Below are 23,897 nucleotides of genomic sequence, written 5' to 3' on the forward strand. Positions count from 1 at the left end.
CGCCGTTAATCTCTATGTAGCAGCATCTAAAAGACATAACTAAAACCATCCAATTAAATATATTAGCCTAACCTTTTATACAACTGCAATTTAAATAACACAACCGCAAGATGGAAAACCCCATCTCTATCCACATAACCCCTCATCTCATTGCCAAATGAATCATCTGGAGCGGGTAGCGGGAATCGAACCCGCGTATTCAGCTTGGAAGGCTGCTGCTCTACCATTGAGCTATACCCGCACATTTTAATTCTTTATCCGCGATAAATGGTGGAGGGGGTTGGATTCGAACCAACGTAGCATACGCAACGGATTTACAGTCCGCCCCCTTTAACCACTCGGGCACCCCTCCATTATATCACGCAGAATCATGCGATAAGGCATCAACAACCAATTTCTATTTTCACTAGATTTCAAATCTGGCTGCTGGGCGGTTATGACGGTTACTATCGTTTCTGTCAACAGAATAAATACGGTTCTTTACAAATTTTCTCTTATAATTGTAAAAGTCATGTTTTTTCTATTCATATTTGTCTAAACACGCTATAAAAAAATATGAATCAAAAAACAAATCAAGATTCCCACTACGCTCGCCTTCGTCGCCAATATCGCGATAAAAAAGCCTTCGCCGCTTCACATACAGTCTATCAGAGACAAGGTTACGCTCCATTAAGACAAGAGGCAATCCGTCTTTACGGTGTTCATTCAGTTAATGCAGCTTTAAAAAACCCCAAAAGAATTTCTAGGCACCTCTATATCACACAAAATGCTCTAAAACGATTAGATATAGTAGAATCAGATTTGCCTTGTCCTGTAAAATTATGCTCACCTAAACAACTTGATGCACTCGTGGGAAACGATGCCGTACACCAAGGCATTGTCTTGGAAACTGAACCTCTCAAACCACGCCATTTGTCTGAACTTACGAATACCGATCTTGTCATTGTAATGGATCAAATTACTGATCCCCATAATGTCGGAGCTATCATGCGTTCTGCAGTTGCATTTAAGGCTGGAGCACTCATCACAACCAATCGTTACTCACCACAAGAAAGTGGTGTATTGGCTAAAGCAGCCTCTGGAGCTTTAGAACTTATTGATTACATCATTGTACGAAACCTCGCTGAAGCTCTCAAAGAGCTTCATAAAGCAGGTTTTATCAGCTTTGGACTTGATTCAGAAGGTGCCCTACCTTTAGAAACTGCGCTAACAGGTAAGAAAATTGCCCTCATTCTAGGAGCAGAAGGCAAAGGTCTCCGCCCAAAAACGCGCGCAACCGCTTGCATATTAGCGCGCCTTGATATGCCTGGAAACATTAAATCATTAAACGTTTCAAACGCAGCAACAATCGCACTTTATGCGACACATAAATATCTTAGATCGTAATTTTTGAGTTTCGCCATAAAAAATCAAAAATACCAATCAACAAAAAACCTGAAATAAGCCCACCGATATGAGCCTCCCATGCTATTGATATATCGTCTCTTCCAGACAAAGACGGAAATATACCTGTGATAAAATTAACCATCAGCCATACACCAATATATACAAGCACAGTTCTTGAAGAAAGTGCTTCCCTGATAGACCATAAAGAACCTAAAAATCTCCCACTTTGCATATTAGAATCAAAAGGAGCAGAAGAAAAACCATAACGCGCAGCAGCACCCATCATTCCAGAAATTGCACCCGATGCTCCAACAAGTGGCACCGTGCTATCTTGATGAAATGCAAAATAAGTTAATGCAGAAATAACTGCTGTAAGCATCCAAAAAAGTAAAAAACATAAATTACCAAAACGCTTTACCAAAGGAGAGCCAAAAGCCAAAAGCCAAATCATGTTAATAGCAATGTGTTCAAAATCACCATGCATGAACGAATAACTAATAACAGTATAACAAAACACCAGAGGCTCGACCTTAAAAAGCGCTGGTATAAATGAAAAAAGCATGAAGCTTTTACTATATAGCTGATTAGAAAAAAAATACTGTGGAATCAAATAAATAAGGAAACAAAAACTTATCAAAACAATTATAATAAACGGAACATTTAACAGTGGTTCTCTAGGTTTTTTTGATAACAACAAAGCATCATTATATTTTAAATCAACATCTTTCATTTAAATAAAATCTTACACTATTTATCAAATCAATTATTTTTGCACCACACAGACATATCAAGTATAACAATAAAAAAGCATTCATCTCAAATAATCTATCAGTTTTATTCCTAAGCGCTGCATATCATTCGCACTGCAATATTTGCATCTTATAATAATAAAATACATTGAAGGGTATGGAAATCAAAAAACATCCTCGTGATGACAAGGGAATCATCTTCAAGAATCAATAAACATACTTTTACCCAACATTATGAATCCAATGACCACACACATAACCGTAAATTTCTCACCTAGAGTGACAATCGCAATTTTGGAACGATATCATACTTAAATTGAAATCAATCAAATTTGTTGCCCATGTTTCTGTCTCTCCACCAAATACAAATTAAAAGTATCAATAAGCCATCACATTTAGAATTTGACTGTTATAGCTACCCCCCCACATCAAGCTTATAAACGAATAATATCCATAAAAATACAATGGTCTTCTACATTCAAATTTTCTGTATGAAAAACAATCCAAAATTCATTGAGAACGCAAGTTATCAAAACTTTTCTTGCATCCTTTTAACCATACATCATAAATAGGATGCTCTACAGCATTCAAACCGGGACTATCTGCAAACATCCATCCCGTAAAAATGCGGCGTGTTTTTTCGTCTAGTGTTTCCTCATAAACTTCAACAAAACCTGTAGTACGAGCTGGTTCATTCTCAGCATTTGTGTAGCACACTCGTGGTATCACTTGCAAAGCACCATAGTGATAAACTTCACCAATATAGACTTCAAAACGAGTAGTCCGACCAGTAATTTTATCAAGACCTGCAAAAACAGCTATTCCATTGCTAACACGTTCAGCTTGCACACCTACAACGAACAAAAAAACTGCCATACCCCCTACGAAAAAAACATAAAAAAAATGCCTCAATTTTGACAGTAAAAAAAAATTCATAACACCAAATCAATCACATCTAAAAAATAACTCTAATTATATCCATACGATAAAACAGGGGCAACACGCTCACTCACATCAATCAAAACGCTTTATGTTTTAGGTGACCACGCATCATAATCTTCATGCACACAAGGACGCTCACCCTTATAAGAAATAGATCCCTTCGGTCGATAAGCTTCGCTTGTTCCTGTCATGTTTGCAACGTGAGGTCTCTCCCATTCACGAAATTGATAATTTTCTTCTGTAGGCGGTATATCGCAACGATGGTGAATCCAGCCATGCCAACCTGGTGGAATAGTAGAAGCCTCAGAATAATCTTTATAGATTACCCAGCGACGTGGATAGCCATCCTTATGGAAATCACCCTCATAATAAACATTACCAAACTGATCCTCCCCTATACGCTTACCTTTGCGCCATGTAAAAAAGCGTGTATTGATGGTATTACCACTCCACCACGTAAAAGTCTGCTTTAAAAAATTAGCCATTTCGTATTTTACCTCTTCAGCGGGCACCCAAAAAGATTAATTACTAGAATAAATTTATTATGATATTTGAAACTCCTAAAGGCAAGAAATTTATCAGCAAATCCAATCGTAATTTACTGAAATAACAAACCCTCAATTTACATTTGCATACGATCAGAAAATATCACATTTACAGAGTTTTTCCCATCTTATGATATCAATCCACACCAAGCTTTATCTTAACCAATTCATTCACAGTTTGAGGATTTGCCTTTCCCCCTGTTGCCTTCATAACTTGTCCGACAAACCAACCAGCTAAAGCAGGTTTCGCTTTTACCTGTGCAACTTTATCAGGATTATTAGCAACAATTTCATCAACTGCTCTCTCAATAGCTCCTATATCCGTCACCTGCTTCATATCACGTTCTTCTACGATCTGACGCGGATCTCCACCCTCATTCCAAATAATCTCAAACAAATCTTTGGCAATTTTCCCAGAAATGGTTCCTTCTTTAATAAGATCAATAATTGCCCCCAGTTGATCTGGTGTAACCGGTGTATTTTCAATCCCACGATTAGTTTTATTCAAAGCACCCAAAAGATCATTAATCACCCAATTGGCCACCATTTTTCCATCGCGCCCACGAGCTACCTCTTCAAAATAATCAGCAATCGCTCTCTCTGTTACAAGAATAGAAGCGTCATACGCAGTTAACCCCATCTCATTGATAAAACGCGATTTTATATCGTCGGGCAATTCCGGTAATTCTGCTGCTAAAGCGTCTATAAACTCTTGATCAAGTTCCAATGGCAAAAGATCAGGATCAGGGAAATAACGATAGTCATATGCTTCTTCCTTTGAACGCATAGACCGTGTTTCACCTTTAGAAGCATCAAAAAGGCGCGTTTCCTGATCTATCACACCACCATCCTCTAAAATAGCAATTTGACGACGTGCCTCATATTCAATCGCTTGACCAATAAAACGAATAGAATTAACATTCTTAATTTCACAGCGTGTTCCAAAAGCCTCACCAGGACGACGAACGGATATATTCACATCAGCGCGCATAGAACCTTCATCCATATTACCATCACAGGTGCCTAAATAACGTACAATCGTACGTAATTTTGACATATATGCTTTAGCCTCATCCGGCGAGCGCATATCGGGTTTGGACACAATTTCCATAAGAGCTACACCAGAACGATTAAAATCTACAAAAGACATTGTTGGATGCTGATCGTGCAATGATTTTCCTGCATCCTGTTCAAGATGAAGCCTCTCAATTCCAATTTCAATATCCTCAAACAAACCATTTGAATCTGGCCCAATGGATACAATAATTTTTCCCTCACCAACGATCGGATATTGAAATTGTGAAATTTGATACCCCTGTGGTAAATCCGGATAAAAATAATTTTTGCGATCAAAAATGGATTTCAAATTAATTTTAGCATTTAATCCTAAACCGGTTCGAACTGCCTGTCGCACACATTCCCGATTGATAACAGGCAACATACCAGGCATAGCCACATCAACAAGTGATACATGATTGTTTGGTTCAGCACCAAACTTAGTAGACGCCCCTGAAAAAAGTTTTGAATCGGATATGATTTGTGCATGAACTTCCATGCCTATGACAATTTCCCAATCGCCTGTAGCTCCAGAGATTAAACGCTTAGGATCAGGGGTACGAGTATCAGTGATTTCCATGGCCAACCCATTATCAATAAAAAATACGTTTAATGGCTAATCCAAAACCATCATAAGTGCAAGCCGAGAATACAAACCAAAATAAAAAAAGCCCGGTTTTACCGGGCTTGTTCTTTTAGCACAAAAATTAATCTTTTTTAGTTGACTTTTTTTTGGCTAAAACTTTTTTGGCACTTTTTTCCTTAAGCATAGTCTTTTTCTTGGCTGGATCTTCCTCAGATAAATCCAATTCGTCATATTCTTTCATCAACTCTTCGACTGTCACTTTCTTATCTATGACCTTTATTTGTGCCAACAGATGATCAATGACTTTTTCCTCAAAAATCGGCGCACGTAAATGCGCAACAGCCTCTGACGAGCGACGGAAAAAATCCATAATCTCTTTCTCCTGACCAGGATACTGGCGGACTTGTTCGAAAACTGCAGCATTCAATTCATCTTCACTGACTTGAACACCAGCTTGTATCCCAATTTCAGAAAGCACCAAACCAAGACGAACACGACGTTGCGCAAGTACACGATATTCTTCCCGCGCCTGCTCTTCTGTCATATTCTCATCTTCAAATTTTTTTCCAGCCTTTTCTAAATCATCATTAACCTGAGCCCATATGTTATTAAACTCAATTTCCAAAAGGCGTTCAGGAATTTCAAAATTATAATCAGCATCCAAAGCATCAAGAATCTGACGCTTGATTTTTTGACGTGTCATAGAACCATATCGACTCTCAACCTGCCCACGAACAACTTCATACAAACGCTCAAGCGATTCCAAACCAAGTTTTTTAGCAGCTTCGTCATCAACTTTTAATTCATCTGGCTTAGATACAGTCTTAACAGTGATATCAAATTCCGCATCCTTACCAGCTAAATGCTGAGCCCCATAATCATCAGGAAACTTAACAGAAATTGTTATTTCAGCACCCGCTTTTATACCAATCAACTGCTCCTCAAAACCAGGAATAAATTGTTTTGAGCCAAGAATCAATTGAGCACCATTATCTGCTCCACCATCAAATGGAACACCATCAATCTTACCAACATAATCAATCGTAACGCGATCACCCTCTTCAGAAGAACCATCCTTTTCCGAATAACTACGAGTAGATGAAAGAATGTGCTTTATTTGCTCTTCAACTTCCTGCTCAGGAACATCAGCAATTTCACGGATAATTTCAATATCTTTGAAATCTTTAACTTCAAATTTTGGCAAAACTTCATATTTCAAACTGAAAACAAGATCAGCTTTGCCATCTAGAATTTTTTCGTCTTCCTCTATATCAATTTGCGGCTGCATTGCTGAACGTTCATTGCGATCAGCCAAAATAGAACGTGGAGTATCATTCATGATCTCATTAAGAATTTCAGCCATAAAAGATTTACCGTACATCTTCCGTAAATGACCAGAAGGAACTTTACCGGGACGGAAACCTTTAAGATTGATCTTATCTTTGGCATCATCCAACCGTTTATTCAACTTTTCTTCTAAATCTTTCGCCGGAACCACGATCTTAATTTCGCGCTTCAGTCCTTCATTAAGCGTCTCGGTAACCTGCATCGAATAACCTTTATTTCTCCTGAGGAGATGGATAAATCCACTCCAATAATCTTATTTCATTCTAACACTTGCGCGTAAAATCACCATAAAGCGGACTGCTATATACAGAAATCCACGGCATTCAAGGCAATTACTTTGGTGCGGATGGAGGGACTCGAACCCCCACGATCACTCGCCAGAACCTAAATCTGGTGCGTCTACCAATTTCGCCACATCCGCTCACACACGTAAGCCAATAACCTATACAAGCGGCGTCTCTATACCACTCAATTTCAACCAATTAAAGCAAAAAAGCAAATAAAACGATTTTTTAACTATAATACATACTTTTCAAACGAATTGGAAAAGAAAAATCTATACTTTTCAGATAACTTTACTTCCGCTAAAAAGAGATCATGTTAGATAAATCAAATACTCCAATCCATATCATTGGCGGTGGTCTTGCAGGCTGTGAAGCAAGCTGGCAGATCGCTCAATCCGGAATCCCTGTTATTTTGCATGAAATGCGGCCAAAAAGAAACTCTGATGCCCATAAAACAGATAAACTTGCAGAACTCGTTTGTTCAAATTCGTTCCGCTCAGATGATTCTTCAACAAATGCAGTAGGGCTTTTACATGCTGAAATGCGATTAGCTAAATCCCTAATTATGAATGCTGCAGATGCCAATAAAGTGCCAGCTGGGAGCGCACTTGCCGTTGATCGTGAAGGATTTTCACAAGCCGTTACAACAGCACTCGAAAAGCACCCCCTCATAACCATAGAACGTGAAGAAATTCATGATCTGCCCACGAATTGGCAAAATATTATCATTGCAACTGGTCCTCTTACTTCACCAGCACTTGCCCAAACTATACAAAAAATTACAGGAGCAGAGGCGCTTGCCTTTTTTGATGCCATTGCGCCCATTATTTATACCGATAGTATAAATATGGATGTTTGCTGGTATCAATCTCGCTACGATAAAATCGGCCCTGAAGGAACAGGTAAAGATTACATCAACTGCCCCCTTGATAAAGAACAATATGAATCATTTGTTCAAGCTTTAAAAAATGGAGAAAAAATAGAATTTCGTGAATTTGAAAATACACCCTATTTCGATGGATGCCTACCAATCGAAATTATGGCCGAACGTGGACTTGAAACCCTAAGACATGGCCCCATGAAACCTATGGGTCTCACAAATGCCCATAACCCCACAGTTAAAGCTTATGCCGTTGTACAATTACGTCAAGACAACAAGCTTGGAACCCTTTATAATATGGTTGGCTTTCAAACAAAATTAAAATACGGTGAACAAATTCGCATCTTTAGAACAATCCCAGGTCTTGAAAAAGCAGAATTTGCACGGCTCGGTGGTATTCACCGCAATACTTATCTCAATTCACCCATCATTCTTGATAAAACTCTTCGCTTAAAACAAAGATCCCAACTGCGGTTTGCCGGACAAATCACAGGTTGTGAAGGCTATGTAGAATCATCTGCAATCGGGCTTCTTGCTGGGCGTTTTGCCGCTGCTGAATATAACAATACCTGCCCTTCTTTACCGCCAGCAACCACAGCATTTGGCGCTCTTCTAAACCATATTACGAATGGACACATTGTAACTGAAGAAATAGGAAAACAATCCTTTCAACCTATGAATATCAATTTTGGGCTTTTTCCACCTATCGATTCCACGAATCAGTCTAAAAAACGCTTACCAAGCAAGGAAAAAAAGATAGCAAAAAAACAAGCTATAATTGAGCGCGCTTTAAATGATTGTATTCAATGGTTGACGAGTCAAGAATAAAGTGATTCTTCGATAAACTGTTATTTTGAAAAACCCTTTGAGATCTATTGGATAGCCTCAATTATTTCCTTAAAATAATCAAACGTCCTATTCTTTGCTTTATTTTTTATAATATTATAAAAAATGATATGCTGAATGAAATCTACTTCTCACAAATAATATGAAACTGAACACTTTAAATAAAGGCTTAATTATTGGCAAACTGTCGATACCAATAAATACCACCATTTAATCGATTATTTTGTCCAACAGCTTAAAAAATCCAAATATGTCAAGGCTAGTTAAGTGGAAACAGTTTTCATGATAAAAAACCCAATCCAAAACACGCCTTTTGAATCATAAAAACCACCCATGATATTACACATGCTGCAATGATAAAGAAAATCAAATGAACACCCTTACTGTCCCATAGCTAAAAGCTAATCACATATACAAACCAATCAGTTTATACACTCAACCCAATTAAAACCTAAGTCGTATTATCATTTACCGATATAAATATAATATAAAAGAGTGCTTTTTAAATAACGCCAACAATATTGAAAACCATACATTCCGCAAAGGTTTGTATACAAACCCTCGCAGATCTTTTTTTGAAAAAACCCGCTTACAAATAATCAGGTTTTTTAAATGCAATCCAAACTATTTATTATTAACGGCCTCTTTAAGGCTCTTACCCGCAGTAAACTTAGGAACAGAACGTGCAGGAATATCAATTTCGGCACCTGTTGAAGGATTGCGGCCTTTTGTTGCAGCACGATGAGAAACTTCAAAAGAGCCAAACCCCGGAATACGAACATCACCTCCCGAAGCCAATGCTTCTGTTACAGAAGCGAGAAAAGCATCTACAATAGAACCTGCTTGCGCTTTTGAAACACCAGCCTTTTCAGCAACGGAACTAACTAATTCACTTTTATTCATAAAATTTCCTTTCCCTAATTTCCAGATGACATAACTCAGGCAATCCTCAATAAGTTTATTGAAAAGCACAGCAAACAGAAGCCTTATTTTCCTTCAAAAGCTTATTTTTCTAATAATAATCAAAGTTATGCACGGATTTTTTTTATTTTTTGTTCAAAATAAATAGAACGGCGAATAAAAAAGCAACTTTTACCACTCCTAAACATGAAATTATAAATCAAAAAGTGAATCAGTGTGCTACAGGCATTCCTTCATTATCGCCTTCTGTCCTGACAGTCGTAGATACAGAGGAAGACTCTGCCCATTCAACGGACTCAGGAAACCGAACCAAAGCATGCTTAAGAACTTCACTCACATGACTTACTGGAATAATTTCCATATTATTTTTGACATCATCAGGAATATCAATCAAATCCTTTGCATTCTCTTCAGGAATGAGTACTTTTTTAATCCCCCCTCGAAGAGCTGCAAGCAGTTTTTCTTTCAAACCACCAATCGGTAAAACACGCCCACGCAAAGTAATCTCGCCAGTCATCGCAATATCTTTATGAATAGCTATTTCCGTTAAAACTGAAACAATAACTGTCACCATCGCAATCCCAGCTGATGGCCCATCCTTTGGTGTAGCACCTTCTGGAACATGAACATGAATATCACGTTTATCAAAAAGCGGTGGCTCAATACCAAAATCAACAGCACGGGAACGTACATAAGATGCTGCAGCAGAGATTGACTCCTTCATGATATCACGTAAATTTCCGGTTACAGTCATTTTACCTTTACCAGGCATCATCACACCTTCAATGGTCAATAGATCTCCACCAACTTCAGTCCATGCAAGCCCAGTAACAACACCAATCTGATTTTCACCATCAACCTGACCAAAGCGATAACGCCGCACACCCAAAAAATCGTTAATATTCTTTTCTGTAACTTCCACAGACTTTTGATTTGTTTTAAGAATTTTTGTCACTGATTTCCGTGCTACCTTCATTAATTCACGCTCAAGGTTACGAACCCCCGCTTCACGCGTATAAAATTGAATAATAGATTTTATCGCACTATCAGAAATACTGAACTCTTTTTTAGACAGAGAATGCTCTTTCAATGCTTTTGGGAAAAGATGCTGCTTAACGATCTCCATCTTTTCGCACTCGGTATAACCAGCAATACGAATAATTTCCATACGATCCATTAATGGCCCAGGAATATTCAATGTATTCGCAGTTGTAACAAACATAACATCCGAAAGATCATATTCTACTTCCAAGTAGTGATCAACAAACGTACCATTTTGTTCAGGATCAAGCACTTCTAATAAAGCTGAGGAAGGATCTCCACGGAAATCCTGTCCCATTTTATCAATTTCATCAAGCAAAAAAAGCGGATTAGACTTTTTAGACTTTTTCATGGACTGAATAATTTTTCCCGGCATAGAACCAATATAAGTCCTCCGATGTCCGCGAATCTCAGCTTCGTCCCGGACACCCCCCAATGAGATGCGAACATATTCGCGACCTGTAGCTTTTGCAATAGAACGTGCAAGTGAAGTCTTCCCAACTCCAGGAGGGCCTAACAAACAAATAATAGGCCCCCTTATTTTTGATGCTCGACTTTGTACTGCTAAATATTCAACGATTCGTTCCTTAACTTTTTCAAGACCAAAATGCTCATTATTCATGACTTTTTCAGCAAAGTTTAAATCGTTTTTAATTTTTGACTTTTTGCCCCAAGGCATAGCTAAAAGCCAATCAAGATAGTTACGTACAACTGTTGCCTCTGCAGACATAGGAGACATGTTACGTAATTTTCTGAGTTCTGCCCCAGCCTTTTCGCGCGCATCCTTTGAAAGTTTAGTTTTTTTTATACAATCCTCTAATTCAGACAGTTCATCGCGGCTATCATCACCCGCACCTAATTCCTTCTGAATAGCCTTTAACTGTTCATTGAGATAGTATTCACGCTGGGTCTTTTCCATTTGCCGCTTAACATGCGAACGAATACGCTTTTCAACCTGCAAGACAGAAATCTCCCCTTCCATAAAGGACAGAATGCGTTCAAGACGATCACGGACAAGCAATAATGCCAACATTTCTTGCTTTTCTGACAACTTAATGACCAAGTGTGAAGCAATCGTATCGGAAAGTTTAGAAGGATCATCAATCTGGCTAATAGCATTCACAACCTCAGGAGAAATTTTCTTATTAAGTTTTACATAATTTTCAAAATAAGAAATCACCGATCGAGAAAGCGCTTCAATCTCGACACTATCTTCTTTAGGTTCCTCTGTAACAGTTACGCAAGCCTGGTGATAATCCTCATTAGAAGTAAAGTGCCGAATTTTTGCACGTGCAGTACCCTCAACTAAAACCTTTACAGTTCCATCTGGAAGTTTTAAGAGTTGAAGAACATTAGCAAGAGTACCAATATCATAAATATCTTCCGATTTTGGATCATCATCAGCAGCGTTTTTTTGTGTAACCAATAATATCTGTTTATCTACAGCCATCGTTTCTTCAAGAGCACGAATCGATTTTTCTCGACCCACGAAAAGTGAAACAATCATATGAGGGAAGACAACGATATCACGAAGAGGCAAAACAGCGTAAACACTCTCCATTATTTCATCTGCCTTTTCATTTATATATTGCATATCTTTCCTTTCCGGATCTTATAATCCATCCACCACACAAACGACCCTTTAAAGCTTTTGAGCGACCTATAATAAATAAAGATGGCAAGTTAGTACATATGAATCAATGTTTATGTCTATACATCTATCTTAAAATAGTACTAATTGCTACTATCCACAGCCATGATATCAGGCAGATACGTTTTCTTTACCTTCTGTTCGCTCCAAATAAATATAAAGAGGACGAGACTTTCCTTCGACGACATCGCTTGAGATTACTACCTTTTGGACACCTTCAAGAGCTGGTAATTCGAACATTGTTTCCAGAAGAATTTTCTCCATAATAGAGCGTAAACCACGTGCACCAGTCTTACGATCAATCGCTTTCTTGGCAATAGCCCGTAAAGCATCTTCATGAAACGATAACTCAACATTTTCCATTTCAAAAAGACGTTTATACTGCTTAACCAATGCATTTTTTGGCTGCGATAAAATTTGAACAAGTGCATCAATATCCAAATCTTCTAAGGTCGCTATAACGGGAAGACGACCAATAAATTCTGGTATCAACCCAAACTTTATAAGATCTTCAGGCTCTAAATCACGAAAAATCTCACCAACACAACGCTCATCGGGCGCCTTAACAGTAGCAGAAAAACCGATTGAAGTCTTTTCACCACGTCCTGAAATAATCCGTTCCAAACCAGCAAAAGCCCCCCCACAAATAAACAAAATATTTGTTGTATCAACCTGAAGAAACTCTTGCTGCGGATGCTTACGACCTCCCTGCGGAGGAACAGAAGCAATCGTTCCCTCCATAATTTTTAACAACGCTTGCTGAACACCTTCACCAGAAACATCTCTCGTAATAGAAGGGTTATCAGCTTTACGAGAAATTTTATCAACCTCATCAATATACACAATGCCACGCTGTGCACGTTCAACATTATAGTCAGCAGATTGAAGAAGTTTCAAAATGATATTCTCAACATCTTCACCGACATAACCAGCTTCAGTCAAAGTGGTTGCATCCGCCATAGTAAAAGGCACATCAATAATACGCGCCAGTGTCTGTGCTAGATAGGTTTTACCACACCCTGTCGGCCCCACAAGAAGAATATTTGATTTTGCTAACTCAATATCATTGCTCTTAGACTGATGTGCAAGCCGTTTATAATGATTATGGACAGCCACAGAAAGGACACGCTTTGCATACCACTGCCCAATAACATAATCATCAAGAACTGTTATAATTTCCTGTGGAGTAGGAACACCATCACGCGCCTTAATCCCAGAAGATTTATTCTCTTCACGAATAATATCCATGCAAAGCTCTACGCATTCATCACAGATGAATACAGTGGGTCCCGCGATGAGCTTACGCACCTCATGCTGACTTTTGCCGCAGAACGAGCAATAGAGAGTATTTTTTGTTTCGCTCCCGCTACTGCTGATTTTGCTCATTTTACTTTCCTTTCACCACGACACGCGAATACTTCACCTTTATCAAAAAATTTTCCATAACAACCATGAAAAGCATATACAAAACTACAAGTATCGCAATATCTTTAAGGTGTTCCTTCTATTATTTCGCGATCATTTTACAAAACTCTATATTTTAAAATAGCTATTTTAAGGACAAACCTACACGCTTAATAAATAAAGATTCTTTCTATAAAAACTCTTAATCTCTTTCTTCTTTTTCAACTTCTACGCGATATTGTATCACTTCGTCAACCAAACCAAATTGCTTGGCTTCATCTGCTGTCATAAAATGATCACGATCAAGTGTTCTTTCAATAATTTCATAGTTCTGGCCTGTATGTTGAACATAAATTTCATTCAGACGCTGCTTTATTTTTATAATATCTTGCGCGTGCCGTTCAATATCTGAGGCCTGCCCTTGGAAGCCACCAGATGGTTGGTGCACCATAATACGTGAATTCGGCAATGTGAAACGACGACCTTTCGCTCCCGCTGTTAACAGTAATGATCCCATAGATGCCGCTTGCCCCATACACAGTGTAGAAACAGGAGGACGAATAAACTGCATAGTATCATAAATCGCCATACCGGATGTCACGACACCACCCGGCGAATTAATATAAAGGCTAATTTCTTTTTTAGGATTCTCTGATTCCAAGAAAAGCAACTGCGCACAAACGAGCATCGCCATACCATCTTCAACAGGACCATTAATAAAAATAATCCGCTCTTTCAAAAGACGGGAAAAAATATCGTAGGCGCGTTCACCACGATTCGTCTGCTCGACGACCATAGGCACCAAACCCAAAACTGTTTTTATTGGATCGCTCATATTTCTACTTCCATAATAATTTAAGAATCGCTATTCATGCATTCAACAGTATTATTTATTATCCATATGCTAACAACAGTCTCTTACGCAAGACACAATAAATTACATTCAAGAAAGATTAGAATCTCAGTGGTTAAAATAACAATAATAAACCTGTTCAAAAAAACACACTTTTGGGATAATTGCGGAATATCATTCCTGCCTTCAAAACTCAAAACTTTTTCTGATAAAATGAGTGTTTTGTTACCTTAATCAAAATAACATCTAAAAACGCACCGCTTCAAATGCAAGCAATCAAGAAAAATCTTTAATTCGCTGAATAAGACTCAAATAGCTCTACTTCTATAGTGAAGGCAAGATATCAAACAGAAAGTAATTGGCTCCATTGATTGAACATCAACAAATCCATTTTCTAGCTTTTTCATAGCCAAAAAATCTAACAAGCAGACTAATCTTAACCATGGTTTAAAAATATTCCAAACTTACGCGGAATAACTGCTCAACATCACGCACATTGTCAGCTAAAGCAAAAATGACGATTCGATCACCAGGCAAAATACGCGTATCCGCCAAAAGCTGTATAATTGTTTTATTGCGGTAAATCGCACCAATTCTTAAGCCATCCGGTAAATTAAGCTCAGACAATGATTCTCCAACGAGTGCAGACGTTTGCATCACTTCCGCTTCAATAATCTCTGCTTCACCATTAAAAATCGAATGAACAGCACGGATACGCCCACGACGCATTTGTTGTAAAATTTTTGATATAGTGACGCTATGGGGATTAAGATATGCATCAACACCAACTGCACGACTAAACTCTTGATAAGCAACATTATTAATCAATACCATATTGGCTTTGCATCCTAGTCTTTTGGCAATAATAGCACTTAAGAGATTCACTTGATCCTGATTTGTCAATGTAATCATTAAATCAGCTTGATCAATTCCTGCTTCTTGTAGAATCACTGGATCTAATACATTACCATATAAGACTGCCGTTTTTTTGAGTTGATCAGCAATTGTCGACGCTCTATCTCTATGCGCCTCTATAATTTTCAACCTTAATTTATGCAGACGCTTTTCAATAGATTGAGCAACATAAAGACCGATATGACCGCCCCCTGCAATAATTATACGGTGCGCATCCTGATCCTTGTCACAAAAAAGCCCACGTGCGCGACGCACTTGATCACGAGCTGCAACAAGATAAATAATATCTCCTGCACACAATTGCGTATCTGAATGTGCTACCAATAATTCTGAACCACGTTTAACAGCCGTAACCGTTGTCCGTAGATCGGGAAAAAGCTCCGTTAATTGACGCAGCGGCGTATTAATAACCGGACAATCTTCCATACATTCCAAAGCCAATGCAACGATGTCATCATTACAAAAATAAAGAACATCTATCGCCCCAGGCAAAGCAATACGACGCAAAACCATTTCTCCAACTTCCACTTCCGGCGAAATGACCACATCGATAGGAATATTCTCTCTCGCAAAAAGAGTTTTATAACATGGCTCCAAATATGATTGTGAGCGAATACGTGCTATTTTAGTCGGAATATTGAACAATGAATGCGCCACTTGGCAAGCAACCATATTGATTTCATCAAATAAGGTCACCGCAATCAACATATCAGCCTCATCAGCACCTGCTGCTAAAAGTACCTCAGGCCGTGAACCATGACCAACCACACCTCTAACATCTAACGTATCGCGAATTTTTTCAATCAACCTTTCTTCAATATCAATAACAGTGACATCATGGTTCTCAGCAGCAAGACGTTCTGCTATCCCATAACCAACTTGTCCTGCTCCGCAAATAATAACACGCATAATTCTATGAAACCCCAAGCGCTTTAAGCTTACGATGTAAAGCTGAACGTTCCATACCTATAAATTCAGCAGTACGCGATATATTGCCGCCTAAACGCTCAATCTGCGCTACCAAATATCTCCTTTCAAACAATTCACGCGCTTCACGCAATGGTAAATCCATGATATTTTCATCCGCATCCATTTGAATACGTGGTAAAGAATCGTTCACGTCAACAGGAAGTAATTCGGCTGTTATTGGTCCATCACTATCACGTAAAAGAATAAGAATGCGCTCAATATTATTGCGTAACTGCCGCACATTTCCCGGCCAAGCATGCGTTTGCAAAACAGCTATAGCATCATCACTCATTTCACGCGCTTTAATACCAACCTGCTGTGATATCGTTTTGACAAAATGGCGTATAAGTTCCGGAATATCTTCACGACGCGCAGAAAGTGGCGGAACAGCAATAGGGACAACCGCAAGACGATGGAATAAATCTTCTCTAAATCGACCGTCTGAAATTAAGCTTTCAAGATTTTGCGCCGTTGAAGAAATCACACGAACATCCACTTTTACACGTTTAGCTCCCCCTACCCTCTCAAAAGTTTGACTAGTCAACACTTGAAGAATCTTATTTTGAGTCTCGCGAGGCATATCCGCAACTTCATCAAGATATAATATTCCACCATGAGCTTCCTCCAATGCTCCGATCTTACGTTCACCATCCTCCATTTCACTACCAAATAATTCTATTTCCATTCTTTCTGGAGTGATCGTTGCAGCATTTATCGTAACGAATGGCCCTTTAGAACGTACCGAAAGCGCATGAATAGCTCGTGCAACTATTTCTTTTCCCGCACCTGACGGACCTGTAATCATGACACGACTATTGGTTGGCGCTACTTTTTCTATGACTTGACGCAATTGTCTCATAACAGTCGATTTTCCAAGCAATTCTGGTGTATCACTTGATCGCTTCCGTAATTCTGAAAGTTCACGTTTTAATTTTGAGTTTTCAAGTGTTCGTTCAGCAACCAATACAAGCCGATCAGCTTTAAAGGGTTTTTCAATAAAATCATACGCGCCTCGCTTTATAGCAGAAACCGCTGTCTCAATATTTCCATGACCAGAAATCATAACCACCGGGAGAGACGGATATCGCAATTTGATTTCATCAAGAAGTGCCAAACCATCAAGACGGCTCCCTTGCAACCAAATATCCAAAAAAATAAGCTTTGGAATACGATCACTAATTTGCGCTAACGCCTCGTCAGAATTGCATGCAACACGCGTTGCATAACCTTCATCATCCAAAATACCAGAAATAAGCTCACGAATATCTGCTTCATCATCAACAATTAAGATATCTAACACCATCTGATCCTTCTATCTCATGATTTTGTGACTTGTACGATAGTATCCTGTTCTGCTCTGTCTACTGGAAAGACCATACGAATCATTGCACCACGACCTTGATAAAAATCCTCTGGGGCATCATGCAATTCCATATAGCCACTATGATCTTCAATAACTTTGCGAACAATAGCTAATCCAAGTCCTGTACCCTTTTCCCGCGTTGTTATATAAGGTTCTAATAATTTGTGCCTTTGCTCTTTAGGAAGCCCTTTACCGTTATCAATCACATCCACAACTAAGCATTTTTTTCGACAATAAGAACGCACTAGAATATGACCAAAAATACCCTCCCCTCGTGCTATTGCATCAATTGCCTCACTTGCATTTTTAATGACATTACTGAAAGCTTGAACAATAAGGCGATTATCAAAAGCACCCATCAGTGGTACACTTCCCAATTCTTGTTCAAAATGAATATCATGTCGCGCAACTTCTATCAAGAAACATGCTTCACGCAGTAGCTCACGCATATCTAAAATACGCATTTGAGGCTTAGGCATACGTGCAAAAGAAGAAAACTCATCAACCATACGCCCAATATCTCCGACTTGCCGAATAATTGTATCGATACACCGATCAAAAACCTCTCGATCCTGTGTAATCACTTTATTGTAGCGTCTATGAATACGTTCAGCTGACAACTGGATAGGTGTAAGTGGATTTTTGATTTCGTGGGCAATACGGCGTGCAATATCTGCCCACGCTGATGAACGTTGTGCTTCTACAAGATCTGTAATATCGTCAATCGTCAGCACCCAAGATTGCCCCTGCCCATCATCTTCTTCCATCGTAATTTGCACATTACAAACGCGCTCTTGCCCTGCAACACGCAAAGTTACCTGCTCGCGATGATTTTTACGTCCTAACGAACGAACAAGCATGAAAACTTGCCCTATTTCAGTGCTTAATGATAAAAGGCTGGATCCAATAACTTGTTCAGCACAAATACCAAACATGCTCTCAATAGATCGATTAATAATTGTAATATCTCCATTATCATCAATCCCAGCAACACCTGCCGTTACACCTGACAAAACAGCTTCAGAAAAACGCCGTCTCTCATCAATTTGATCACGAACTGCAATTAACTCATTGCGTCGGTTCTTAAGTTCAGTCACCATGTAATTGAAAGTTTTTGATAACTGCCCAATATCCCCATCCCTCGCACGCACAGGCACAAAGACCTCCATATTTCCAGAAGCCACATCATCAGCTGCACCAATGAGAAGTCGAATAGGACGTACCAAACGATCAGCAACACCTATACCCGACCAAATAGCCGACAAAAATAAACTTAAGAAAAGACATAAATAAAGCATACCAAAAGCAACTTGCGTTGGCAGGCGATTTTCATTCAAACCTCGATAACGATCTGTATTGATTTCCGTCAAACGTAAAGCGGACAAAACATCTTTATCAACATCACGCACCAAATACAAAAATGTATTTGAGATATTGGTAAATTTTAAAATAACGCCAAAATAATCATGAACCCCTGGCTGAAAAGAAAAAGGTCTTACGTTGGTTGCTTGATTGATAAGATTGGGGGGTGGAATAGGCAACGTACTTTCATCGCCAAGATTGCTCGACGCAAAAATAGCCCCACTCGAGCTTAACAAAAACACACCTCGGAGATTACGACCTGCAGCATGACGCGTCAATTGCATCCGATATTCAGCTAAGTTCTGACCTAAAAGTTTTTTATTATCAAGTGCTAACGCCATAGAATAGGATAAGTTTTTCAAATTTTGTAGCATTTCATCCGCATAAGCATTTGCTAAATCAATAGAAGAACCAACAATCTGCCGAGTCGTTGTATCAAACCATCGATCAAGCCCTAAATGAAGTGCAGGACCAGACACAAGAGCAACAGCAACGGTTGGCAATGTTGCAACAAGTGCAAACAATGAAATAAGACGCACATGAAGACGTGAACCTGCACGCCGCAACCGCCATGCGTGGATAATAGGAATTATCTCATAAAAAACAATGACGACAAGCCCCAAAACCCAAATACTGTTAACCCCGATAAGAACCACTGTCATATCCCTATCGGGAACAACAGGTGTCAATCCAACAAGAATAATGAACGAAACAGATGCCGTCAGCAAAGCCAAAACAATAATTATGATACCCAAAAACGTATACATATCACCCAAACGATGCTTTTCATCGTGAGAATTGTCCTGATTTATATCTTGGAAATTTGTTGTGCGTATTGTATTCATGATTATCTTACGTTACATATTTCATTATCCTCATATAACCCCTTGTTGCCCAAAATTGACAACACTATTTAAAAATATTGACAACATTATTTTTAAATAGTGCCGATTTTTTAAATAGTACCAATCAAAACTTGAAGAAAGAGCTTCTACTTTTTTGGAATATCTCTAAATAAAATGTATTCGATAATACTTTCATAGGAAGTGAAATGCGATTAACCAAACAAACGAATTATGCTCTCCGAATGCTCATGTACTGTGCAGCTAATCAGGGTACCCTAAGTCGTATTCCCGAAATTGCCAAAGCACACGCCGTCTCCAAACTTTTTTTATTTAAAATTCTTCAACAACTCGTTGAAGCAGGTTTAATGCAAACAGTACGGGGACGCAATGGCGGTGTCAAATTAGCTAGACCTGCTACAGAAATTTCAGTAGCTGATGTTGTAAAAATTACAGAAGATAATTTTTCTATGGCAGAATGTTTTGATAACACAGCCACCGATTGTCCATTGGTCAATTTCTGTGGTTTAAATACCGTCCTTAAAAAAGCATTGAATTCTTTTTTTGATGTATTATCCATGACATCCATTGCTGATCTTCACCGATCATCTTTGCAGAATCAATTGAAAATTGATGCCAATACAGAATACAAAAAAATAGCCAGTTGAAATAAAATTTTAAAAGGGGATTAAAGATTTCTATTGCAGCTATAATATTAGCGGCTGGACGTGGAGAAAGAGCAGGATCTCCACGAAATGCTCCTAAACAATACCAACTTTTAGGACAAAAGCCGGTTATTTTCCATACTGTGCGCTGTTTTGTGCAAAATCCGGCTATTACAACGATCATTTTGGCTATCCATCCAGAGGATCACCAAATATGTGAAAATGCTATAGCTGATTTTAAAGAGCGCCTCATCATTGTTGAAGGAGGTGCTACACGTCAAAAGTCCGCATTATGTGGACTGCATGCGCTCAAAAATATCAAACCCAAATATATTCATATTCACGATGGAGCACGCCCCTTTATCGACAATAAACTCCTTGAACAAATCCACACCACCATCAATGACCAAGAAGGCATTCTCCCAGTCCTCTCTATCTCCGATACCCTTAAACGCGTGAGCCACACAGATCATATTTTAGAAACAATTTCACGCAATAATCTTTATAGTGCACAAACCCCACAGTGCTTCCCATTCGAACGAATCTTAGCCGCTCATGAAAAAGCACAATCATGCAAACAAGATTTTACAGATGATTCGGAAATTGCAGAATGGTTTGGTATTCCTATGCGTACCATTCCTGGAAGCCCTGACAATATAAAAATTACATGGCCAGAAGATTTTGAAACCGCACATTTATATCTTCAGAAAAGAGTCCAAATGTTCCCTGATATTCGTACTGGAAATGGTTATGATGTTCATTCTTTCGAAGATGGTGATCATCTTACATTATGTGGTATTAAAATACCTTTTAAAAAGAAATTAAATGGACATTCAGACGCTGATGTTGCCCTTCACGCATTAACAGATGCTCTCCTTGCCACAAGAGGTGCAGGAGATATTGGTACTCATTTTCCTCCTTCTGATCCTCAATGGAAAAATGCATCATCGGAAATTTTTCTACGTCACGCCCTCAAAATTATTAAACAAGCTAACGGTCGTATTGCGAATGTTGATATCACACTCATCGTCGAAGAACCTAAAATCGGTCCCTATCGCCACATGATGACAGAAAACCTTGCAAATATATTCTCTATTTCAACCGATCGGATCTCTATCAAAGCAACAACTAATGAAAAACTAGGATTCATTGGTCGCGGAGAAGGCATTGTTGCTCTCGCAACTGCTTCCGTTATTTATCCAGGAGAAATTCCGAGATAACATAGATTTGTAAAAGCCCGCTAACGCAGTCCTTACAGCTTGTCACAAAAGGGATTATCACTGATAACTGCAGAATCTTGTACCAGAGACTTCATCATTGCAAGCCTTATTAATATTGCAGAATTATCAGATGTATCCGATTGTGTTTTATTGTTTGTTCAAATGAATCTAAAACATATCTCGTTAGTGTATGCACTGAACTTATTAAACGCACGGTTCAGTTTTAAAAGAATTTTCTATTGCAATGGCTGAAGGTTAGCTAAAAACATTCACAAGAGATAAGTTCAATTGCTGTTATAGGTATTTGAAGAATCCCAAAACGCATATTCAGATAAACTCACAAGTCTTGTGCATTTTGCAGTTTTTTACAAAAACCATAAACAAAAATGCACTTTGATAAAGTTGCTCGTCATACTATCTGTCATACAATCATTGAAACCGTCTTAAAACTGATTCTTGCATCTGCCCAATAACACTTTTTACCATCCTGATTTTCTAGATTTTAATCTTGTCACAACACAGCTTATAAAGTGTAACATTCTTTATTATAATAAAGAGAACTGAACAAATCATTTCGTTGGAAAACCATAAATCTGATGAGCACGTTTTTCAAAAGCATTGGTAAATTTATGAAAAGCAATATCAAACATTGATCCCACCATCAGTGCAAATATTTTGCTTTTAAACTCATAATCAATAAAAAACTCTACATCACATGCATTCATATTTTGAATGGAATGAAATGCCCAACGATTTTCAAGATATTTGAATGGGCCATCAATATATTTTACCTCAATAAGATTTTTTTTCGGCTGAAGAAAAACTTGAGTCGTGAAAGTTTCTCTTATCATTTTATAACCAACCGTCATATCAGCAATAAGCAATGTTTTTTCCTCATACGTCTTCCGAGAACGTATAATCAAAGCCTCACACATCGGTAAAAACTCAGGATAAGATTCAACATCTGCAACAAGATCAAACATTTCATGAGCAGCATGGGCAATTTGCCGATGTGTTGTAAAAGTCGGCATAATTATCCCTATGAAGCCAATTTTGCAGAACGTGCTTTTTGCAAAGCTTCAAAATCATCCCCCGCATGATGAGATGAACGCGTTAGAGGATTGGAAGCCATATGCAAAAACCCTTTTACTTTACCAATCTTAGCAAAAGACTCAAATTCATCTGGAGGAACAAAACGAATGACGGGATGATGTTTTCGTGTGGGCTGCAAATATTGCCCAATTGTCATAAAATCTACATCAGCAGAACGTAAATCATCCATCAATTGAAGTATCTCATTCCGTTCTTCTCCAAGACCAACCATAATTCCTGATTTTGTGAAAATTGTTGGATCAATTTCTTTAACGCGTTGTAATAACCGAATTGAATGAAAATAGCGTGCTCCCGGACGTACTTTTAAATATTTTGACGGAACCGTTTCCAAATTATGATTAAAAACATCAGGCTTAGCAGCAACCACAATTTCCAAAGCACCATCCTTATTACGAAAATCAGGTGTAAGAACTTCGATTGTTGTTGAGGGAGCCTTTCGACGAATAGCACGAATAACTTTTGCAAAATGCTGTGCACCACCATCAGCAAGATCATCACGATCGACAGACGTAATGACAACATGTTTTAACGCCATCTGTGCAACAGCATCCGCTATACGTTCTGGTTCGTTATCATCGACCGCAAGTGGAATACCTGTCGAAACATTGCAAAAAGCGCAAGCCCGAGTACATATTTCACCTAAAATCATAAAACTAGCGTGCCGCTGGCTCCAACATTCACCAACATTTGGACAACCAGCTTCCTCACATACAGTTACTAACTTATTGGAGCGTACAATTCCGTGCGTTTCCTTATATATCTGAGACGTTGGTGCTTTCACACGAATCCAATCCGGTTTTTTCTGAATGACCGTATCCGGACGATGCGCCTTTTCAGGATGGCGCACACGCCTATTCGTAACTCTATCAACCACCGTAACCATTTAAGATCTCTGCCTTTTAAATATGGAACGCCGATATAAAACCATAATGCGAAATTTTCTATATAACCCAGCCA

The 23,897-nt window shown here is 38.6% G+C and carries 18 protein-coding genes and 3 tRNA genes; 4 read left to right on the plus strand and 17 right to left on the minus strand.

What is annotated here, in order from left to right; translation table 11 throughout:
- Positions 1-167 precede the first annotated feature (167 nt).
- Both NPX98_RS02395 and NPX98_RS02400 read right to left on the minus strand, forming a co-directional pair.
- Positions 168-241, minus strand: a tRNA-Gly gene (locus tag NPX98_RS02395).
- A 27-nt stretch (positions 242-268) separates the two neighbouring features.
- Positions 269-352 (minus strand) — tRNA-Tyr (locus NPX98_RS02400).
- A gap of 203 nt (positions 353-555) precedes the next feature.
- On the opposite strand from NPX98_RS02400, the gene NPX98_RS02405 reads away from it, so the two are divergent.
- Positions 556-1,386: a TrmH family RNA methyltransferase gene (locus NPX98_RS02405; RefSeq protein ID WP_269022445.1), complete on the plus strand. Its 831-nt coding sequence runs from the start codon at positions 556-558 to the stop codon at positions 1,384-1,386.
- Here the strand turns inward: NPX98_RS02405 and NPX98_RS02410 are convergent.
- From NPX98_RS02410 to NPX98_RS02435, 6 genes are all read right to left on the minus strand, one after another.
- The gene (locus tag NPX98_RS02410) at positions 1,376-2,116 is read right to left on the minus strand and encodes a rhomboid family intramembrane serine protease (protein ID WP_269022446.1); all 741 of its coding nucleotides are present in this window, start codon (positions 2,114-2,116) and stop codon (positions 1,376-1,378) included. The genes NPX98_RS02405 and NPX98_RS02410 overlap by 11 nt on opposite strands.
- Positions 2,117-2,645: 529 nt before the next feature.
- Positions 2,646-3,071: a DUF2155 domain-containing protein gene (locus tag NPX98_RS02415; protein ID WP_269022447.1), complete on the minus strand. Its 426-nt coding sequence runs from the start codon at positions 3,069-3,071 to the stop codon at positions 2,646-2,648.
- Positions 3,072-3,163: 92 nt separating this feature from the next.
- Entirely contained in the window at positions 3,164-3,562 is a 399-nt protein-coding gene (locus NPX98_RS02420) for an NADH:ubiquinone oxidoreductase subunit NDUFA12 (protein ID WP_269022448.1), read from the minus strand.
- 196 nt (positions 3,563-3,758) lie between these two features.
- A complete protein-coding gene (gene gatB / locus NPX98_RS02425; protein WP_269022449.1) occupies positions 3,759-5,258 on the minus strand; it encodes an Asp-tRNA(Asn)/Glu-tRNA(Gln) amidotransferase subunit GatB in 1,500 nt (499 codons plus the stop codon).
- 127 nt (positions 5,259-5,385) lie between these two features.
- A complete protein-coding gene (gene tig, locus NPX98_RS02430) occupies positions 5,386-6,813 on the minus strand; it encodes a trigger factor (protein ID WP_269022450.1) in 1,428 nt (475 codons plus the stop codon).
- 136 nt (positions 6,814-6,949) lie between these two features.
- Positions 6,950-7,032 (minus strand) — tRNA-Leu (locus tag NPX98_RS02435).
- A 176-nt stretch (positions 7,033-7,208) separates the two neighbouring features.
- Here NPX98_RS02435 and trmFO point away from each other — a divergent pair.
- Positions 7,209-8,603 (plus strand): methylenetetrahydrofolate--tRNA-(uracil(54)-C(5))-methyltransferase (FADH(2)-oxidizing) TrmFO, encoded by a 1,395-nt coding sequence (gene trmFO, locus NPX98_RS02440; protein ID WP_269022451.1) that lies wholly within the window; start codon positions 7,209-7,211, stop codon positions 8,601-8,603.
- 642 nt (positions 8,604-9,245) lie between these two features.
- On the opposite strand, the gene NPX98_RS02445 is transcribed toward trmFO, so the two are convergent.
- The 7 genes from NPX98_RS02445 to NPX98_RS02475 all read right to left on the minus strand — a co-directional run bounded on the left by NPX98_RS02445 (position 9,246) and on the right by NPX98_RS02475 (position 19,945).
- The gene (locus tag NPX98_RS02445; RefSeq protein WP_269022452.1) at positions 9,246-9,524 is read right to left on the minus strand and encodes an HU family DNA-binding protein; all 279 of its coding nucleotides are present in this window, start codon (positions 9,522-9,524) and stop codon (positions 9,246-9,248) included.
- A 229-nt stretch (positions 9,525-9,753) separates the two neighbouring features.
- Positions 9,754-12,177, minus strand: coding sequence for an endopeptidase La (gene lon / locus NPX98_RS02450; RefSeq protein WP_269022453.1), 2,424 nt, complete (start codon positions 12,175-12,177; stop codon positions 9,754-9,756).
- A 168-nt stretch (positions 12,178-12,345) separates the two neighbouring features.
- Entirely contained in the window at positions 12,346-13,620 is a 1,275-nt protein-coding gene (clpX, locus tag NPX98_RS02455) for an ATP-dependent Clp protease ATP-binding subunit ClpX (protein ID WP_269022454.1), read from the minus strand.
- 220 nt (positions 13,621-13,840) lie between these two features.
- Positions 13,841-14,473: an ATP-dependent Clp endopeptidase proteolytic subunit ClpP gene (gene clpP / locus NPX98_RS02460; protein ID WP_269022455.1), complete on the minus strand. Its 633-nt coding sequence runs from the start codon at positions 14,471-14,473 to the stop codon at positions 13,841-13,843.
- A gap of 465 nt (positions 14,474-14,938) precedes the next feature.
- The gene (gene trkA / locus NPX98_RS02465; RefSeq protein ID WP_269022457.1) at positions 14,939-16,315 is read right to left on the minus strand and encodes a Trk system potassium transporter TrkA; all 1,377 of its coding nucleotides are present in this window, start codon (positions 16,313-16,315) and stop codon (positions 14,939-14,941) included.
- 4 nt (positions 16,316-16,319) lie between these two features.
- On the minus strand, positions 16,320-17,678 hold the full coding sequence (gene ntrX, locus NPX98_RS02470; protein WP_269022458.1) for a nitrogen assimilation response regulator NtrX: 1,359 nt from the start codon (positions 17,676-17,678) through the stop codon (positions 16,320-16,322).
- Positions 17,679-17,692: 14 nt separating this feature from the next.
- The gene (locus NPX98_RS02475) at positions 17,693-19,945 is read right to left on the minus strand and encodes a sensor histidine kinase NtrY-like (RefSeq protein ID WP_269022459.1); all 2,253 of its coding nucleotides are present in this window, start codon (positions 19,943-19,945) and stop codon (positions 17,693-17,695) included.
- A gap of 206 nt (positions 19,946-20,151) precedes the next feature.
- Between NPX98_RS02475 and rirA the strand changes: the two genes are divergently transcribed.
- On the plus strand, positions 20,152-20,610 hold the full coding sequence (gene rirA / locus NPX98_RS02480) for an iron-responsive transcriptional regulator RirA (RefSeq protein ID WP_269022460.1): 459 nt from the start codon (positions 20,152-20,154) through the stop codon (positions 20,608-20,610).
- A 26-nt stretch (positions 20,611-20,636) separates the two neighbouring features.
- Complete coding sequence (locus tag NPX98_RS02485; protein WP_269022702.1) at positions 20,637-21,827, plus strand: bifunctional 2-C-methyl-D-erythritol 4-phosphate cytidylyltransferase/2-C-methyl-D-erythritol 2,4-cyclodiphosphate synthase; 1,191 nt, start codon at positions 20,637-20,639, stop codon at positions 21,825-21,827.
- A gap of 569 nt (positions 21,828-22,396) precedes the next feature.
- On the opposite strand, the gene NPX98_RS02490 is transcribed toward NPX98_RS02485, so the two are convergent.
- Both NPX98_RS02490 and lipA read right to left on the minus strand, forming a co-directional pair.
- The gene (locus tag NPX98_RS02490; protein ID WP_269022461.1) at positions 22,397-22,858 is read right to left on the minus strand and encodes a type II toxin-antitoxin system RatA family toxin; all 462 of its coding nucleotides are present in this window, start codon (positions 22,856-22,858) and stop codon (positions 22,397-22,399) included.
- An 8-nt stretch (positions 22,859-22,866) separates the two neighbouring features.
- Entirely contained in the window at positions 22,867-23,823 is a 957-nt protein-coding gene (gene lipA, locus NPX98_RS02495; protein WP_269022462.1) for a lipoyl synthase, read from the minus strand.
- Positions 23,824-23,897: the final 74 nt, after the last annotated feature.

The organism is Bartonella sp. A05 (assembly GCF_026930145.1).
In the GTDB taxonomy this organism is placed as follows: Bacteria; Pseudomonadota; Alphaproteobacteria; order Rhizobiales; family Rhizobiaceae; genus Bartonella.

What these genes read in the sequence shown, in the direction of transcription:
- lon (WP_269022453.1), bottom strand. Translation starts at nt 12,177, where the DNA reads ATGCAATATATAAATGAAAAGGCAGATGAAATAATGGAGAGTGTTTAC.
- NPX98_RS02490 (WP_269022461.1), bottom strand. Translation starts at nt 22,858, where the DNA reads ATGCCGACTTTTACAACACATCGGCAAATTGCCCATGCTGCTCATGAA.
- NPX98_RS02445 (WP_269022452.1), bottom strand. Translation starts at nt 9,524, where the DNA reads ATGAATAAAAGTGAATTAGTTAGTTCCGTTGCTGAAAAGGCTGGTGTT.
- lipA (WP_269022462.1), bottom strand. Translation starts at nt 23,823, where the DNA reads ATGGTTACGGTGGTTGATAGAGTTACGAATAGGCGTGTGCGCCATCCT.
- clpX (WP_269022454.1), bottom strand. Translation starts at nt 13,620, where the DNA reads ATGAGCAAAATCAGCAGTAGCGGGAGCGAAACAAAAAATACTCTCTAT.
- gatB (WP_269022449.1), bottom strand. Translation starts at nt 5,258, where the DNA reads ATGGAAATCACTGATACTCGTACCCCTGATCCTAAGCGTTTAATCTCT.
- trmFO (WP_269022451.1), top strand. Translation starts at nt 7,209, where the DNA reads ATGTTAGATAAATCAAATACTCCAATCCATATCATTGGCGGTGGTCTT.
- NPX98_RS02415 (WP_269022447.1), bottom strand. Translation starts at nt 3,071, where the DNA reads ATGAATTTTTTTTTACTGTCAAAATTGAGGCATTTTTTTTATGTTTTT.
- NPX98_RS02475 (WP_269022459.1), bottom strand. Translation starts at nt 19,945, where the DNA reads ATGAATACAATACGCACAACAAATTTCCAAGATATAAATCAGGACAAT.
- trkA (WP_269022457.1), bottom strand. Translation starts at nt 16,315, where the DNA reads ATGCGTGTTATTATTTGCGGAGCAGGACAAGTTGGTTATGGGATAGCA.
- tig (WP_269022450.1), bottom strand. Translation starts at nt 6,813, where the DNA reads ATGCAGGTTACCGAGACGCTTAATGAAGGACTGAAGCGCGAAATTAAG.
- ntrX (WP_269022458.1), bottom strand. Translation starts at nt 17,678, where the DNA reads ATGGTGTTAGATATCTTAATTGTTGATGATGAAGCAGATATTCGTGAG.
- NPX98_RS02420 (WP_269022448.1), bottom strand. Translation starts at nt 3,562, where the DNA reads ATGGCTAATTTTTTAAAGCAGACTTTTACGTGGTGGAGTGGTAATACC.
- NPX98_RS02405 (WP_269022445.1), top strand. Translation starts at nt 556, where the DNA reads ATGAATCAAAAAACAAATCAAGATTCCCACTACGCTCGCCTTCGTCGC.
- clpP (WP_269022455.1), bottom strand. Translation starts at nt 14,473, where the DNA reads ATGAGCGATCCAATAAAAACAGTTTTGGGTTTGGTGCCTATGGTCGTC.
- rirA (WP_269022460.1), top strand. Translation starts at nt 20,152, where the DNA reads ATGCGATTAACCAAACAAACGAATTATGCTCTCCGAATGCTCATGTAC.
- NPX98_RS02410 (WP_269022446.1), bottom strand. Translation starts at nt 2,116, where the DNA reads ATGAAAGATGTTGATTTAAAATATAATGATGCTTTGTTGTTATCAAAA.